Here is a 15,535-nt window from a genome sequence, read left to right as displayed (position 1 = left end):
AGCCATGATCAAACTCTTCAGTTCAATACTGCTTGGGTTTTGAGAAAACCCTAAACTTGGCTCAGCAATCGCAAATAAACTCATGAATTCACGAGTGTTACTTGTGTTGCTGATAATCTTTCAATCATCAGTCTTACTATCACAAGCACCCACACGAATTGCTTGATTCAACTTGTTAAAGAGCGTTTGGTTAAGTCTTTCGTCTCAACCGAGGCGCGCATTCTACAGCACCTCTTCAACCTGTCAAGCTCTTTTTCGAAAATTTCTTTCTACTTCAGTCACTTGCCGCTTCGCGATTTCTACTTCGCTTCAGCGAGGCGCGCATTCTACAGCGAACCTGGTTGCTGTCAAATGTGATTTAGAAAATTTCTTTCTATTTCAATCACTTGCCGCATCTGCTTACCTAGGTACGCGTCAGCGAGGGGCGCATTCTACAGATATCAATAACCCTGTAAACCCCCTACAGCGAAAAAGTCGAATATTCTCTGTTACTTCTATATAGCCGCCTGCTGCTCAGCTCGCCAGGCTCGCGGTGGATAGCCGGTGAGGCGGCGGAAGGTGCGGGTGAAATTGGAGACATCGGCAAAGCCGAGCTGCCAGGCCACTTCGCTAATAGACAGATGGCGACTTTCCAGCAAGCGACAGCAGCGCTGGCGCAATTCGGCATCCAGCAGCAGGCGATAGCTCACCCCCTGCTCCTGGAGACGACGCTTCAAGGTGCGCGGTGACAGGTGCACACGCAGCGCCATCTCCTCGAGGGTTGGCAGCGCCTGCGCTGCATCACTCATGCGCAAGTGCTCCTCGACTTGCTGACGCACGCTGCTGCGCAGCGCCACCAACTGCCGGTATTCCTGCTCACACTGCTCCCGGGCAAAACCTGCGGCAACGGGATCGGCCAGACGCGGCCGCGCCTCGGACAGACTCACCGGCAATAGCAGCGCCCACTCTCCCGACTCGTACCGGATCGGCGCCGGCAGGCTCGCCCGGAACTGCGCCCAGTAAGCAGGCTGACGGCCAGGCATATGGATGCGCCCACCCTGCAGCGGCTGACCCAGCAGCTGCTCCGCCACATAAGCCAACCCCACCAGCACGGCCTCCATTACAAACACCTCTGGCTCACCCAACGCTACGCGGGGGCTGAAGACGATCCGCCACTGGGTACTACCACGCAGCAACTCTGCACGCAGGAAAGGCACGCGCAGGGCCATAAAGCGCATGGCAGCCTGCAGTGCCTCGCCAATATTGGGGCTGGCCAGTGCAAGCATGCCAAGCGAGCCGTGCATGGTGACATTCATGGCCCGCGCATAGATCAGCCCCAAACCCTGATCGCCAGCCAAGGCCACGGCACGCTGCGCCGCCTGAAAGCCGGTGAGCAGGGATATGCGACTATCCGGCTGCAGCAGGCCGGCGCGCGTCACCCCCAACCCCTCGATCACCTGCTGCTCATCATGTCCGAGACGCCGGACCACATCGCACAGCAGCAATAGATAGATGCCCGGCACACCCTGAAAGGCTTCCTGCACCGGCATCTGGCCCGTTTCCACCAAAGTTAGACCTCCTCCGACCAGACAGCCCATACAAGGCGCGCCACACTGCAGCGCACAAAGCACTCCCCAACGCTTCGGGGGCAGACAGATATAAGCAGCAGCAGCGCGGCCGCTCACCGGCCGAAAGGAGAGTCCGTAGATGGCCCGTAATCACCAGAAGCCTGCCCAGGTCGATATCAGCGTACGGCGCATGGACTTCGCGTTCACCGATATCCCCCGCTACTGGGCGTTGAACGACCCGGTGTGCACTCACTTCCTCAATGCCCTGTCGCTGACCTTCCCGGATGGCGAGCGCTTCTTCGTCGACTCGGTGCGCGCCCTGCGCGATCGCGTCGAGGACAAGGTCCGGCAGAAGGAAATCTCCGGCTTCATCGGCCAGGAGGCAATGCACTCCAAGGAGCACGAGACCTTCAATCAGATGCTCGAAGGCCAGGGCTATGGCCCGGTGATAGAGCCTGCGCTGAAGCTGACCCGCTTCCTCCTCACCCGCGCCCGCACGATGCTCACGCCCAAGCAGATGCTGGGCGCCACCGCGGGCCTGGAGCACATCACCGCCATCCTCGCCCAGCGCATGCTGCGCGACCCCAGGTTGATCGAAGGCCTGGATCCATCGGTACGCGCGCTGTGGGTCTGGCATGCCATCGAGGAGATCGAGCACAAGGCTGTGGCCTTCGACCTTTATCAGGACGTGGTCGGCAGCTACTGGGGGCGAGTGCGCCTGCTGCTGGCCGGCTCCACCGGCCTGCTCGGCTACTGCGTGCGCTACACCTGGGCTTTCCTCAAGGCCGACGGCCTGCATACCAACCCGAAGGTGCTGGCCCGTGGCCTGTGGCGCCTGTTCGGCTGGAACGGCATCGTCAGCGGGGTGATTCCGGACTACCTGCAGTACTTCCGTCCGGGCTTTCACCCCTGGCAGGAAGACAACAGCTCGATGATCGCGCGCTGGAAGGAAATCCTGCCGCAACCGAGCAATGCGGCAGCGAGCGCGACGGCTTGAAAAAGGAAACGGGGCGAACCGTGCTGGCGCAAGCCATTGTGCAGCACGATCCGCCCCGTTTGACTCGTCGAATCAGATCACGCCCTGCTCACGCAACTGAGCCTGAGCGGCGCTATCCAGCCCCAGCAGGCGCTGCAGCACCTCGGCGGTATGCTCGCCCAGGGTCGGTGGCGCGTTGCGGTATTGCACCGGCGTCGCCGACAGGCGCAGCGGACTGGCCACCTGCGGGGTGACGCCGCCGTAGCTGTTGGGCATGTCCACGCGCAGGCCACGGGCCTGCACCTGGGGGTCGGCGAAGACCTGGGCCAGGTCGTTGATCGGCCCGCAGGGCACGCCGGCCGCCTCCAGCAGTTGCACCCACTCGGCGGTGGTCTTGAACACCGTGGCCTGGCGGATCAGCGGGATCAGCTCGTCGCGGTTGGCCACGCGAGCCTTGTTGGTGGAAAAGCGCGAGTCACCGGCCAAAGCCGTAAGGCCGGCAACCTCGCAAAACTTGCCGAACTGACTGTCGTTGCCCACCGCCAGGATGAAATCGCCATCGGCGCTGGGGAAATCCTGGTAGGGCACGATGTTCGGGTGGGCATTGCCCAGGCGCTTGGGCGAGCGTCCGGTGCACAGGTAATTCATGGCCTGGTTGGCCAGGCAGGCCACCTGCACGTCGAGCAGGGCCACATCGATATGCTGGCCCAGACCCGACTGTTCGCGCTGGTTGAGCGCGGCCAGCACCCCGACCGTGGCGTATAGCCCGGTGAGGATATCGGTGAGCGCCACGCCGACCTTCATGGGGCCGGCGCCCGCTTCACCTTCCGGGCGCCCGGTGAGGCTCATCAAGCCTCCGAGACCCTGGATCATGAAGTCGTAGCCTGCTCGCTTGGCGTAGGGCCCGTCCTGCCCGAAGCCGGTGATGGAGCAGTAGATCAGTCGCGGGTTCACCGCTTTCAGCGATTCGTAATCGAGACCGTAGGCCTTGAGGCCACCGACCTTGAAGTTCTCCAGCACCACGTCGCACCGCGCCGCCAGCTCGCGGATCAGGCGCTGACCCTCGGCCTGGGTGAAGTCCACGGTCAGCGACTGCTTGTTGCGGTTGGCGCTCTGGAAGTAGGCCGCCTCGCGGGTGTCGTTACCCTGCGCGTCTTTCACGTAGGGCGGACCCCAGTGGCGGGTATCGTCGCCGCTGCCGGGACGCTCGACCTTGATCACCTCGGCGCCGAGATCGGCCAGGGTCTGCCCGGCCCAGGGGCCAGCCAGCACGCGGGACAAATCGAGGACGCGGATATGCGAGAGCGCACCGGACATGACGGAACCTCCATTAAACAAGGCAGCGGGATAACAACGGGCGGGGCCGGACGACCCCGCCGCAGGCAGGCTTAGTAGAAAGCCTGCAGGCCGGTCTGGGCGCGACCGAGGATCAGCGCGTGGACGTCGTGGGTACCCTCGTAGGTATTGACCACTTCCAGGTTGACCAGGTGGCGGGCCACGCCGTACTCGTCGCTGATACCGTTGCCACCGAGCATGTCACGCGCCATGCGGGCGATCTCCAGGGACTTGCCGCAGCTGTTGCGCTTCATGATGGAGGTGATTTCCACCGCGGCAGTGCCTTCGTCCTTCATGCGGCCCAGACGCAGGCAGCCTTGCAGGGCCAGGGTGATTTCGGTCTGCATGTCGGCCAGCTTCTTCTGGATCAGCTGGGTCTGCGCCAGCGGGCGGCCAAACTGCTTGCGGTCCAGGGTGTACTGGCGGGCGGTGTGCCAGCAATCCTCGGCGGCGCCCAGGGCACCCCAGCTGATGCCATAGCGGGCGGAGTTCAGGCAGGTGAACGGTCCTTTCAGGCCGCGCACGTCCGGGAAGGCGTTTTCTTCCGGACAGAACACGTTGTCCATGACGATTTCGCCGGTGATCGAGGCGCGCAGGCCGACCTTGCCGTGAATGGCCGGGGCGGACAGGCCTTCCCAGCCTTTCTCCAGCACGAAGCCGCGGATTTCGCCGGCGTCATCCTTGGCCCAGACCACGAACACGTCAGCGATTGGGCTGTTGGTGATCCACATCTTGGCGCCGGTCAGGCGATAGCCGCCCTCGACCTTCTTGGCGCGGGTGATCATCGAACCCGGATCGGAGCCGTGGTCCGGCTCGGTCAGACCGAAGCAGCCGATGTATTCGCCGCTGGCCAGCTTGGGCAGGTACTTCTGCTTGGTGGCTTCGTTGCCGAATTCGTTGATCGGCACCATCACCAGGGAGGACTGTACGCTCATCATCGAGCGGTAGCCGGAGTCGATGCGCTCCACTTCGCGGGCGATCAGGCCGTAGCACACATAGTTCAGGCCGCTGCCGCCGTAGATTTCCGGGATGGTCGCGCCGAGCAGGCCGGTCTCGCCCATTTCGCGGAAGATCTTCGGATCGGTCTGCTCGTTGCGGAAGGCCAGCTGCACGCGCGGCTTCAACTTGTCGGCAGCGAACTGCTGGGCGCTGTCACGCACCATGCGCTCTTCTTCAGTGAGTTGCTGATCGAGCAGCAGCGGGTCTTCCCAGTTGAATTGTGCTTTGCCGGCCATGAAGAAATCCTCGGTGTGGGTTGCGACAGGAGCAGTGTCGATCTGCTCTCGGTTGGCGTGGGATTGATCCTAGGCCCGCTTTGCCCATCCGGCAAACGAGTTATTCGCACTCACTTGTGCAAATAACTCACTTCGAAATAGCCTATATGGCGATAATTTATAAATTAATGTGAGCACAGTGCACTTATGCGCCGAAAGATCCCCAGCACCGCCGCGCTGATTGCCTTCGAGTCGGCGGCCCGCCACCAGAGCTTCACCCGCGCGGCCGATGAACTGCTGCTGACCCAGAGCGCCATCTGCCGGCAGATCGCCAGCCTCGAGGAGTTTCTCGGCGTCGAGCTGTTCCGCCGCTCGCGGCGCGGAGTCAAGCTCACCGAGGCCGGCCTGGCCTACAGCCGGCGTGTGGCCCTGCAGCTGGATGCGGTGGAGCGCGACACCCTGGCGGTGATGGGCCAGCAGAGTGCGCAGACCCTGGAGCTGGCGGTGGTGCCGACCTTCGGCACCCAGTGGCTGCTGCCGCGCCTGGGCGAGTTCCAGCGCCAGCACCCCGGTGTGACGGTCAACCTGTCCAGCCGCACCCGCCCCTTCCTCTTCGCCGAGACCGACTTCGACGCCGCCATCTATTACGGTGATGCCGACTGGCCCGGCAGTCAGGCGCATTTTCTGATGGCCGAGAATGCCCAGCCGGTGTGCAGCCCGGCCCTGCTGCAGGGCCGCAGCACGCTGACCGCCGCCGAACTGGCGCAACTACCGCTGCTGCAACAGAGCACCCGCCCCTATGCCTGGCGCCAGTGGTTCGCCAGCCAGGGCCTGAATGTCGGCCACGACCTGAACGGCCCGCGCCTGGAGCTCTTTTCCATGCTGGCCATGGCCGCCGGCGAGGGCATGGGCGCGGCGCTCATTCCGCCCTTCATGATCGAGCGCGAGCTGGCCGAAGGCCGGCTGGTCTGCCCGCTGCCGGTCAGCGCCGAGAACGACAAGGGCTATTACCTGGTGATTCCCGAGCGCAAGGCCGAATCCGCCGCCCTGCGCGCCTTCCGCGACTGGCTGCTGAATACCGCCGAGCGCTACCGCGCCGCTAGCGGGCCTCAAGCAAGGTCTTGAGATTGCTCAGCGCCACAGGCGACAGCACGCGCTGACGCCGCCGCAACAGCGGCATCATCAGCCGGGTGATACCACCGACATCGAAGGTCAGGGTGCGCGTCAGGCGGGTACCGACCACCGAGGGCTGCAGCTGGTAACGAATCTCCAGCCAGCCGTCGCGCATCTGCCCACGGCACAGCCAGTGCTGCCCCGGCGCGGCGGCCAGCACCTGATAGTGCGTTTCACGGTGCAGACTCGGCGGCAGAGGCGCCAGCGGCTGCACAACAATCTCTTCGTCGAAGCTGTCCCCCACCGCCAGCTCACTGACCTGCGCCTTGGCCGAGCGCGAGCTGGGGTGCCAGTGGTGCCAGTGCCACGGCTGAGTGATGAAGGCATAGACCTCGGCCGGGCTACGGGCGATATCGATGCTGTGCTGCATCTGTGCAGGCATGGTGATTCCTTATTCTTCTTATTGGATTGGGACGCGCTCGACCGGCGGCAACTGCAGGGCCGCCACCTCTTGCTGCAGATAATCGCGCAAGACATGAAAGCGTTCCTGGCCACGCCGGGCCTTCGGCCAGACCAGATAGTAGCTGCAACCACTGAATACCGCGCTGGGCCAGGGCAGGCCAAGGCGTCCCGCGCCAACATCCTCGGCCACAAGCGCCAGATCGCCGATCGACACCCCGTAGCCGCGTGCGGCGGCAACGATGCCCAGTTCCAGCATGTCGAACACCTGACCGGCCTTGAGCGGCACCTGCTCGGCGAGGCCCATGGCCGCCAGCCACTGGCGCCAATCGCGGCGGTCCGGCGTCGGGTGCAACTGTTCGGCCTGCTGCAGACGCGCCAGATCCCACGGGCCGGTCGCCGCATCCTCCGGCGCACAAACCGGAATCAGCCACTCCTCGAACAGCTTGCACACCTCCCAGTCCGGCGGAAACTGCCCGTCATTGAGCAGTACCGCGCAGTCGAAGGGCTCACGCTCGAAGTCGACCTTGTCGACATCCATCCACGCCGCGGTCAGCTGCACCTCGAAATCCGGCTGCTGCAGACGCAGGCGCGACAACCGGGCGAGCAGCCAGCGCATGGTCAGGGTCGAGGGCGCCTTCAGGCGCAACACCCCCTCCTCGCTGCGCAGGCTGGCACAGGCGCTTTCCAACGCGGCAAAGCCCTGCTGCAAACCGGGCAACAGCAGCCGGCCGGGCTCGGTCAGGCGCAGACCGCGCCCTTCGCGCTCGAACAGGCGACAGCCGAAGTCGGCCTCCAGGGTGCGGATATGCCGGCTGACCGCGCTCTGGGTAATGGCCAGCTCGGCAGCTGCACGGGTAAAGGACAGGTGCCGCGCCGCCGCCTCGAAGGCGCGCAACGCATAAAGCGGCGGCAGGCGTTCGCTCATGTTTCAAATCCATGAGTTTTAGTCATACCAGACATCAGTTCTTTCCTTTTGTGCAGCCTGCTCAGGCGCCAGGAGAATAGAGTCATTCTCGGTCAATGCTGACCGTATCGCCAATTTGCTTTCCCGAGTCTGACTCATGCCACAAGCGACCCGCGCCGAACTCTTCGCCCTGCTGCGCCTGGCCGGCCCACTGATCGCCGCGCAGCTGGCCCACGTACTGATGGTGTTCACCGACACCGTGATGATGGGCAAGCTCGGCCCCGAGGCGCTGGCCGCCGGGGGCCTGGGCGCGGCGGCCTACAACCTGGTATCGATCTTCTGCGTCGGCGTCACCGCCGCAGTGGGCAACCTGGTTGCCATCCGCCATGGCGCCGGCGATGCGCAAGGCGTGCGGCTGATGACCCAGGCCGGCATCTGGGTGGCACTGGCGCTGGCCCTGCTGTCGATGCTGCTGCTGTGGAACGCGGCGCCCTTTCTGCGTCTGGCCGGGCAGGACGAGGCCAATATCGTCGGCGCCATGCAGTTCCTGCAGACCCTGGGATTCGCCCTGCCCGGCTACCTGCTGTTCATGAGCCTGCGCGGCTTCACCAGTGCGCTGGGCAAGCCGGGGCCGGTGCTGGCCATCAGCCTGGGCGGCGCGGCGGCCAACTTCGTCCTCAACTATGTGCTGATTCACGGCCTGTTCGGCCTGCCGAAGATCGGTCTGGCCGGCATCGGTCTGGTCACCGCGCTGGTGCAGACGGCCATGGCGCTGCTGCTGGCTTTGTACCTGCGCCGGCAGCCATTCTACCGGCCCTGGCCGCTGCTGCCCGGCCTGTTCGCCGTACGCTGGACAGATATCCGCGAGAACCTGCGCCTGGGCCTGCCGATCGGCGGCACCTACATCGTCGAGTCCGGTTTGTTCTTCGTCGCCGCGCTGTGCATGGGCGCCCTGGGCAGCACGGAACTGGCGGCGCACCAGATCGCCATCCAGGCGGTGTATGTGGCCTTCATGGTGCCGGTCGGCATTTCCTACGCGGCGAGCTTTCGCATCGGCCAGCACTATGGCGCCGGCCGCTGGCAGGAGGCACGCCAGACCGGGCGGCTGGCCATCGGCCTGGGCGCGCTGTGCATGCTCGGCTTCGCCCTGCTGTTCTGGCTGGCGCCGCACTGGGTGATCGAACTATTCCTCGATGCCGAGGATGCCCAGCACCGTGCGGTGATCGAGCTGGCGGTCAGCCTGCTGGCCATCGCCGCCTGGTTCGAGCTGTTCGATGGCCTGCAGACCATTGCCATGGGCGCCATCCGCGGCCTCAAGGACGCACGCACCACCTTCTACGTGGGCCTGCTCTGCTACTGGGGCATCGGCGCCCCGACCGCCTGGATCCTGGCCATGCCGCTGGACTGGGGCGCCGCCGGGGTGTGGTGGGGGCTGGCCATCGGTCTGGCCTGCGCGGCCTGCGGCCTGATCGCCGCCTTCGAGTGGCGCACCGGGCGCCACCTGCAACCCTTACCGGTGACTCAGCGGGTATGCCTGGGCGGCGAGGATTAACTGCAGTTAATCAGCCAGCAATGCCTGACGCTGGCCAAAGACCAGAAAGCGCGCCAGTTCGGTGAGCGGTAACGGCTTGCTGATCAGGTAGCCCTGCACCTGGTCGCAGCCGAACTCGCGCAGCTGGCGCAATTGCTCCGGCTCTTCGACCCCTTCGGCCACCACTTCGAGGTGAAGGTTGTGCGCCATGTTGACCATGGCCTTGACCAGTTGCGGGCCATCGCCGCGCTGGTGCATCTCGGCAACGAAGCTCTTGTCGATCTTCAGAAGGGTGATCGGCAGGCTGGACAGATGCACGAAGGACGAGAACCCGGTGCCAAAATCGTCCAGGGAGAAGCGCACGCCCAGTTCGCTCAGGGCATCCATGGTCAGACGCACCTGATCGCTGCGGCGCATCACCGCGGTTTCGGTCAGCTCGAACTCCAGCCAGTGACCGTCCACGCCGCGTTCGTCGATCAGGCGCTGCAGGGTCGCCAACAGCTGGCTGTCCTGGAACTGGCGGAACGACAGGTTCACCGCCATGTGCAGGTCCGGCAGACCGCGACCGCGCAGCCACTGCATGTCGCGCAGGGCACGGCTGATCACCCAGTAGCCAAGCGGCACGATCAGCCCGCTTTCTTCGGCCAGCGGCACGAATTCGTTGGGCGTGAGCAGCCCGCGCTCGCGGTGATTCCAGCGCACCAGCGCTTCCAGCCCGACGATCTCGCCGGTCTTGAGGCTCAGCCGCGGCTGGTAGTGCAGCTCAAGCTCGTCGCGACGCAGGGCACGGCGCAGCTCGCTTTCCAGATCGGCCAGGCAGCGTGCACTGCGGTTGATACGTTCGTCGTAGACATGGAAGGTGCAGCCCTGCTGGCTCTTGGCCTGCTGCATGGCGATGTGCGCGTGCCACAGCAGCGGATCGGCGTCATCGCCGCTGCGCGCATGGGCCAGGCCCAGGCTGCAGCCGAGCAGCAGGCTTTCGCCATCCACCCAATAGGGCTCGGCCAGCACTTCGGTGATGCGCTCGGCCAGTTTTTCCGCCCGCGAACTGTCGCGGCGGGTATCCAGCAGCAGGGCAAATTCGTCGCTGCCCAGACGCGCAAGAATATCGCCGCCCTCCAACTGGCCGCGCAGGCGCGCCACCACCTGCAGGATCAGGCGATCGCCGCCCTGATGGCCGAGGGCGTCGTTGACGTGCTTGAAGTTGTCCAGATCGAGGTGACCGAGGGCCAGACCATGACCGGCAAACTCGGCCAGGCGTGCGGCCAGCAGGGTCTGGAAGCCCTGGCGATTGGCGATACCGGTCAGCGCATCCTGCTCGGCCAGACGCTGCACGGCACCCTGCAGGGCGGCATAGTCGGTGGCATGGCGCAGGGTGCGGCGCAGCATGGCCGGGCTCAGCTCGGTGCGGCTGAGCCAGTCGCTGACACCTTCGGGGCGTTGTTCGGGTTCGTCTTCCAGCAGCAGGATCAGCGGGAAGGGACAGCAGCCCGGCGCCGGCAGGCAGCCAGGCGTGGCCAGTACCAGCGTGCCGGGCTGTTCATCGAACAGGCCGCTGGCGGCGGACCAGGAGGGCGCGGTGATCAGGGCTGCAGCGGCGTCCAGCTGCTCCAGACGCTCACGCAGCAGCTCGGCCCAGGTGGGCGAATCTGCCAGCAACAACAAGCGCATGGGTTCGAAAAACGCGCGCAAATGACCTCCCCGGCCAACCTCTACACGGCATTGAGCCGCGACTGCTAAAGCCCTCCAGGCGTTATACGTGCACTTATCCCTGTGGGTCCTGCCTGACACGTCGCCGACTCTGCAGCCCACGCTCTCGTCAGACAATGACCGATCGTCAGCTAAGGGTACTGATTTATTGTGACTTGCCAAGCCAAGTGCATCGCACTCTGCATTTGGTCACATCCACAGTAATGCGCCGGCACAACACTCAGGCCCTGCTAAAATGCCGCTCCGTTTCCTTGCAGCCCATGTCCATGTCCCGTCTCAACCCCCGCCAGCAGGAAGCCGTGAACTACATCGGCGGCCCCATGCTGGTGCTCGCCGGCGCCGGCTCCGGCAAGACCAGCGTGATCACCCGCAAGATCGCCTACCTGATCCAGCAGTGCGGTATCCGGGCGCAGAACATCGTCGCGGTGACCTTCACCAACAAGGCCGCGCGGGAGATGAAGGAACGCGTCAGCAGCCTGCTGCGGGGCAGCGAGGGCAAGGGCCTGACGGTGTCGACCTTCCACAACCTGGGCCTGAACATCATCCGCAAGGAACATGCGCGCCTCGGCTACAAGCCCGGTTTCTCGATCTTCGACGAGGGCGACATCAAATCGCTGCTCACCGACATCATGCAGAAGGAATATTCCGGCGATGACGGTGTGGACGAGATCAAGAACTACATCGGCGGCTGGAAGAACGATCTGATCCTGCCCGACGAGGCGCTGGCCAAGGCGCGCAACCCCAAGGAGCAGACCGCCGCCATCGTCTACCTGCACTACCAGCGCACGCTCAAGGCGTACAACGCGGTAGATTTCGACGACCTGATCCTGCTGCCGGTGAAGCTGTTCCAGGAGCACCCGGACATCCTGGAAAAATGGCAGTTCCGCGTGCGCTACATGCTGGTCGACGAATACCAGGACACCAACGCCAGCCAGTACCTGCTGGTGAAGATGCTGGTGCAGGACCGCGCCCAGTTCACCGTGGTCGGCGACGACGACCAGTCGATCTACGCCTGGCGCGGCGCACGCCCGGAAAACCTGATGCAGTTGAAGGAGGACTTCCCCTCGCTGAAGGTGGTGATGCTGGAGCAGAACTACCGCTCCACCAGCCGCATCCTCAAGTGCGCCAACATCCTCATCGCCAACAACCCGCACGTGTTCGAGAAACAGCTGTGGTCGGAGATGGGCCACGGCGACCCGATCCGCATCATCCGCTGCCGCAACGAGGAAGCCGAGGCCGAACGCATCGCCCTGGAAATCCTCACCCTGCACCTGCGCACCCAGCGCCCGTACAGCGAGTTCGCCATCCTCTACCGCGGCAACTACCAGGCCAAGCTGATGGAGCTGAAACTGCAGCACCACCAGATTCCCTATCGCCTGTCCGGCGGCACCAGCTTCTTCGCCCGTCAGGAGGTGAAGGACCTGATGAGCTACTTCCGCCTGCTGGTCAACCCGGACGACGACAACGCCTTCCTTCGCGTGATCAACGTGCCGCGCCGGGAGATTGGCTCGACCACCCTGGAAAAACTCGGCAACTATGCCACCGAGCGCAAGATCAGCATGTACGCCGCCTGCGACGAGCTGGGCCTGTCCGAGCATCTGGACAACCGCTATACCGAGCGTCTGTCGCGCTTCAAACGCTACATGGACAACCTGCGTCAGCAGTGCGCGCAGAACGACCCGATCGCCGCGCTGCGCAGCATGGTGATGGACATCGACTACGAGAACTGGATCCGCACCAACAGCTCCAGCGACAAGGCCGCGGACTTCCGCATGGGCAACGTCTGGTTCCTCATCGATGCGCTGAAGAACACCCTGGAGAAGGACGAGGACGGCGGCATGACCGTCGAGGACGCCATCGGCAAGCTGGTGCTGCGCGACATGCTGGAGCGCCAGCAGGAAGAAGAGGACGGCGCCGAGGGCGTGCAGATGATGACCCTGCATGCCAGCAAGGGCCTGGAGTTCCCCTACGTGTTCATCATGGGCATGGAGGAAGAAATCCTCCCGCACCGCTCCAGCATCGAGGCCGATACGGTCGAGGAAGAACGCCGCCTGGCCTATGTGGGCATCACCCGCGCGCGGCAGAACCTGGCCATCACCTTCGCCGCCAAGCGCAAGCAATATGGCGAGATCATCGAGTGCACGCCCAGCCGCTTCCTCGACGAGCTGCCGCCCGAAGACCTGCAGTGGGAAAACCTCGAGGACGCCCCCCAGGAGGTCAAGGCCGCCACCGGCAAGTCGGCGCTGGCTGATATCCGCGCGATGCTGAAAAAATAGCAGGCATAAGAAATGGTCTGGAGCCATTTCTGACGTCGCCTCCGGGCGACGGCCCGAAGGGCGGCCGTCAGGGATGGTCGGCCACAAAAAAGCCGCCCGTAGGCGGCTTTTAAGCGAAGAGCGATCTTACAGACCGGACATCTTCTTGATGGCGCCCTTCAGCTCGTCGTCCGAGCAGGTGGCGCAGGTGCCTTTCGGCGGCATGGCATTGAGACCGGCGATGGCCGATTTCAGCAGGCCGTCGACACCGCCCTTGGCACTGGCACGGGCTTTCCAGGCCGCGGCATCGCCAATTTTCGGTGCGCCCAGCACGCCAGGCGTATGGCAGGCACCACAGTGGGCAGCGATCACGTCGTCCGGAGACTTGGCACCACCGCCGGCGGCAGCGGCAACAGCGCCAACGCCCTTGCACTCTTCGCCCTGCACACAGACTTGGCCAACCGGCTTCAGACGCTCGGCAATTACCGCCGCATCGTTATCGGCCTGGGCGTTAACAGCCCACAGGGCCAACACGGCAGCATTGGCTGCCAGCATTTTTTTAATCAGGTTCACGCTTACACCCTCATCGTGGCTGGTCACGCCCGCGACCACGGGTCTCGCGAGCGGGCGTCAGTATAGCGGCAAGCCTGCGGCACCGAAATAACCCAAGGTGTCGCAGGGGCTTAGACCATTGAATCTGCAGCTTAGAAGTTCGCCGGCGTGGTGGCGCTGATCAGTCGCGCCGGTTTGTCGCCCGGGTTACGGAAGCGATGCGGCTTACCACTGTCGAAGTAGTAGCTGTCGCCCGGCTCCAGGAGAAACACCTCGCTGCCCACGGTCAGCTCCAGGCTGCCCTCGATCAGCATGCCGGCTTCCTCACCCTCGTGACTGTACATGTCCTCACCGGTATCGGCGCCCGGCGGGTAGGTTTCGTCGAGGAAGGCCAGGGCCCGGTTGGGATGGGCCTTGCCGACCAGCTTGAAGGCCACTTCGCCGCTGCTCATGCTGAGCAGTTCGTCGGCCTTGTACACCACCTGGGTGGTGTTCTCTTCTTCCATATCGAGGGAGAAGAATTCCACCAGGGACATCGGGATGCCGGAAAGCACCTTTTTCAGCGAGCTGATCGAGGGGCTCACGCTGTTCTTCTCGATCATGGAGATGGTGCTGTTGGTCACGCCTGCCCGCTTGGCGAGCTCACGCTGAGAAAGACCTTTGAGTTTGCGAATGCCTTGCAAACGAACGCCGACGTCCAATGCGGGTGTCCTCCTTAATGGGGAGCGGTTTGTTGTCGGCGTAGTTTGGCAACGGCGTTCAGAATTTACAACACTTTGTTTTCCCAAACGCCTCAAACGCCCGTTTCACGGGCCTGGGCTCATGAACCCAGGTATTCCCGGGGCACACGCTTGAGGTTGCAGAAGATCTGATAAGGGATGGTGTCGGCCTGCTGCGCCACCGTGCTGGCCAGTACCTGCCGCCCCCACAGCTCTACCCGACTGCCTAGCCCGGCCTGCGGCAGGTCGGTCAGATCGACCGTCAGCATGTCCATCGACACCCGGCCGATGATGCGCGTGAGCTGCCCATCCACCGCCACCGGCGTGCCGGTCGGCGCATGCCGTGGATAGCCGTCGGCGTAGCCCATGGCGACCACGCCGACGCGAGTCGGGCGTTCGGCGACGAAACGCGCGGCATAACCCACCGGCTCACCGGCCGGCAGTTCGCGCACGCTGATGATCTTTGACTCCAGGGTCATCACCGGCTGCAGCTGCGCGGCCAGCGGATGTTCCTCGGCAAAGGGCGTGGCGCCGTAGAGCATGATGCCGGGCCGCACCCAGTCGCTGGGAATGGAAGGCCAGCCGAGAATCGCCGGCGAGTTGCGCAGGCTGACCTCGGCCTGCAGCTCGCCACGCGCCGCCTGGAACACCGCCACCTGCTCGGCACTGCGTGGGCAGTCCAGCTCGTCGGCACGGGCAAAGTGGCTCATCAGCACGATCTTACCGACCCGTCCGCTGGCCAGCAGACGGCGATAGGCCGCCTGGTATTCCGCCGGATGCAGACCGACCCGGTGCATGCCGGAGTCCATCTTCAGCCACAGGGTCAGCGGCGTTTTCAGCACGGCGCGCTCGATGGCCTCGATCTGCCAGGCCGAATGCACCACGCACCACAGTTGGTGCTGCTCGATCAGCGCCAGCTCCGCCGCCTCGAAAAAGCCTTCGAGCAGCAGGATCGGCCCCTGCACGCCGGCCGCGCGCAACTCCAGGGCCTCCTCGATACAGGCCACCGCATAGCCATCGGCCAGATCGGCCAGGGCCTCGGCGCAACGCACCGCGCCATGGCCATAGGCATCGGCCTTGATCACCGCCAGCGCACGGGCGCCGGTAGCCTCTCGGGCCAGTTGGTAGTTGTGCCGCAGGGCGGCGAGATCGATCAGGGCACGGGCGGGACGCATGATGAGCACTTCTTGGCGGCGGTTAAAAAAAAGCCCGGCTAG

At 64.2% G+C, this 15,535-nt stretch carries 13 protein-coding genes; 4 read left to right on the top strand and 9 right to left on the bottom strand.

What is annotated here, in order from left to right; translation table 11 throughout:
- Window positions 1–494: 494 nt before the first annotated feature.
- A complete protein-coding gene (locus HNP49_RS05005; RefSeq protein WP_184681092.1) occupies window positions 495–1,529 on the bottom strand; it encodes an AraC family transcriptional regulator in 1,035 nt (344 codons plus the stop codon).
- A 157-nt stretch (window positions 1,530–1,686) separates the two neighbouring features.
- On the opposite strand from HNP49_RS05005, the gene HNP49_RS05000 reads away from it, so the two are divergent.
- Complete coding sequence (locus tag HNP49_RS05000; protein WP_184681090.1) at window positions 1,687–2,544, top strand: metal-dependent hydrolase; 858 nt, start codon at window positions 1,687–1,689, stop codon at window positions 2,542–2,544.
- 72 nt (window positions 2,545–2,616) lie between these two features.
- On the opposite strand, the gene HNP49_RS04995 is transcribed toward HNP49_RS05000, so the two are convergent.
- Both HNP49_RS04995 and HNP49_RS04990 read right to left on the bottom strand, forming a co-directional pair.
- Complete coding sequence (locus HNP49_RS04995; RefSeq protein ID WP_184681088.1) at window positions 2,617–3,840, bottom strand: CaiB/BaiF CoA-transferase family protein; 1,224 nt, start codon at window positions 3,838–3,840, stop codon at window positions 2,617–2,619.
- A 71-nt stretch (window positions 3,841–3,911) separates the two neighbouring features.
- Window positions 3,912–5,093, bottom strand: a complete 1,182-nt coding sequence (locus HNP49_RS04990) for an acyl-CoA dehydrogenase (protein ID WP_184681085.1) — start codon at window positions 5,091–5,093, stop codon at window positions 3,912–3,914.
- A gap of 186 nt (window positions 5,094–5,279) precedes the next feature.
- On the opposite strand from HNP49_RS04990, the gene gcvA reads away from it, so the two are divergent.
- On the top strand, window positions 5,280–6,197 hold the full coding sequence (gene gcvA / locus HNP49_RS04985) for a LysR family transcriptional regulator (protein ID WP_184681083.1): 918 nt from the start codon (window positions 5,280–5,282) through the stop codon (window positions 6,195–6,197).
- Here gcvA and HNP49_RS04980 read toward each other — a convergent pair.
- The gene (locus HNP49_RS04980; RefSeq protein WP_184681081.1) at window positions 6,172–6,627 is read right to left on the bottom strand and encodes an SRPBCC family protein; all 456 of its coding nucleotides are present in this window, start codon (window positions 6,625–6,627) and stop codon (window positions 6,172–6,174) included. The genes gcvA and HNP49_RS04980 overlap by 26 nt on opposite strands.
- A gap of 18 nt (window positions 6,628–6,645) precedes the next feature.
- A complete protein-coding gene (locus tag HNP49_RS04975) occupies window positions 6,646–7,572 on the bottom strand; it encodes a LysR substrate-binding domain-containing protein (protein WP_184681079.1) in 927 nt (308 codons plus the stop codon).
- Window positions 7,573–7,708: 136 nt separating this feature from the next.
- Between HNP49_RS04975 and HNP49_RS04970 the strand changes: the two genes are divergently transcribed.
- Window positions 7,709–9,103, top strand: a complete 1,395-nt coding sequence (locus HNP49_RS04970) for a NorM family multidrug efflux MATE transporter (RefSeq protein WP_184681078.1) — start codon at window positions 7,709–7,711, stop codon at window positions 9,101–9,103.
- Between the two features lie 6 nt (window positions 9,104–9,109).
- Here the strand turns inward: HNP49_RS04970 and HNP49_RS04965 are convergent, their stop codons facing one another.
- Window positions 9,110–10,774 (bottom strand): bifunctional diguanylate cyclase/phosphodiesterase, encoded by a 1,665-nt coding sequence (locus tag HNP49_RS04965; RefSeq protein ID WP_260407045.1) that lies wholly within the window; start codon window positions 10,772–10,774, stop codon window positions 9,110–9,112.
- A gap of 284 nt (window positions 10,775–11,058) precedes the next feature.
- On the opposite strand from HNP49_RS04965, the gene rep reads away from it, so the two are divergent.
- Window positions 11,059–13,068: a DNA helicase Rep gene (gene rep, locus HNP49_RS04960; protein WP_184681077.1), complete on the top strand. Its 2,010-nt coding sequence runs from the start codon at window positions 11,059–11,061 to the stop codon at window positions 13,066–13,068.
- A gap of 126 nt (window positions 13,069–13,194) precedes the next feature.
- Here rep and HNP49_RS04955 read toward each other — a convergent pair whose 3' ends face one another.
- The 3 genes from HNP49_RS04955 to alr all read right to left on the bottom strand — a co-directional run bounded on the left by HNP49_RS04955 (window position 13,195) and on the right by alr (window position 15,493).
- Window positions 13,195–13,620 (bottom strand): cytochrome c5 family protein, encoded by a 426-nt coding sequence (locus HNP49_RS04955; RefSeq protein ID WP_184681076.1) that lies wholly within the window; start codon window positions 13,618–13,620, stop codon window positions 13,195–13,197.
- 131 nt (window positions 13,621–13,751) lie between these two features.
- Window positions 13,752–14,300: a cupin domain-containing protein gene (locus tag HNP49_RS04950; protein ID WP_184681075.1), complete on the bottom strand. Its 549-nt coding sequence runs from the start codon at window positions 14,298–14,300 to the stop codon at window positions 13,752–13,754.
- 119 nt (window positions 14,301–14,419) lie between these two features.
- Window positions 14,420–15,493: an alanine racemase gene (gene alr / locus HNP49_RS04945; protein ID WP_184681074.1), complete on the bottom strand. Its 1,074-nt coding sequence runs from the start codon at window positions 15,491–15,493 to the stop codon at window positions 14,420–14,422.
- Window positions 15,494–15,535 lie beyond the last annotated feature (42 nt).

Source organism: Pseudomonas fluvialis, from assembly GCF_014207935.1.
Classification (GTDB): domain Bacteria; phylum Pseudomonadota; class Gammaproteobacteria; order Pseudomonadales; family Pseudomonadaceae; genus Aquipseudomonas; species Aquipseudomonas fluvialis_A.
This window is presented reverse-complemented; position numbering and strand designations above follow the sequence as displayed.

What these genes read in the sequence shown, in the direction of transcription:
- HNP49_RS05005 (WP_184681092.1), bottom strand. Translation starts at nt 1,529, where the DNA reads ATGCCGGTGCAGGAAGCCTTTCAGGGTGTGCCGGGCATCTATCTATTG.
- HNP49_RS05000 (WP_184681090.1), top strand. Translation starts at nt 1,687, where the DNA reads ATGGCCCGTAATCACCAGAAGCCTGCCCAGGTCGATATCAGCGTACGG.
- HNP49_RS04995 (WP_184681088.1), bottom strand. Translation starts at nt 3,840, where the DNA reads ATGTCCGGTGCGCTCTCGCATATCCGCGTCCTCGATTTGTCCCGCGTG.
- HNP49_RS04990 (WP_184681085.1), bottom strand. Translation starts at nt 5,093, where the DNA reads ATGGCCGGCAAAGCACAATTCAACTGGGAAGACCCGCTGCTGCTCGAT.
- gcvA (WP_184681083.1), top strand. Translation starts at nt 5,280, where the DNA reads ATGCGCCGAAAGATCCCCAGCACCGCCGCGCTGATTGCCTTCGAGTCG.
- HNP49_RS04980 (WP_184681081.1), bottom strand. Translation starts at nt 6,627, where the DNA reads ATGCCTGCACAGATGCAGCACAGCATCGATATCGCCCGTAGCCCGGCC.
- HNP49_RS04975 (WP_184681079.1), bottom strand. Translation starts at nt 7,572, where the DNA reads ATGAGCGAACGCCTGCCGCCGCTTTATGCGTTGCGCGCCTTCGAGGCG.
- HNP49_RS04970 (WP_184681078.1), top strand. Translation starts at nt 7,709, where the DNA reads ATGCCACAAGCGACCCGCGCCGAACTCTTCGCCCTGCTGCGCCTGGCC.
- rep (WP_184681077.1), top strand. Translation starts at nt 11,059, where the DNA reads ATGTCCCGTCTCAACCCCCGCCAGCAGGAAGCCGTGAACTACATCGGC.
- alr (WP_184681074.1), bottom strand. Translation starts at nt 15,493, where the DNA reads ATGCGTCCCGCCCGTGCCCTGATCGATCTCGCCGCCCTGCGGCACAAC.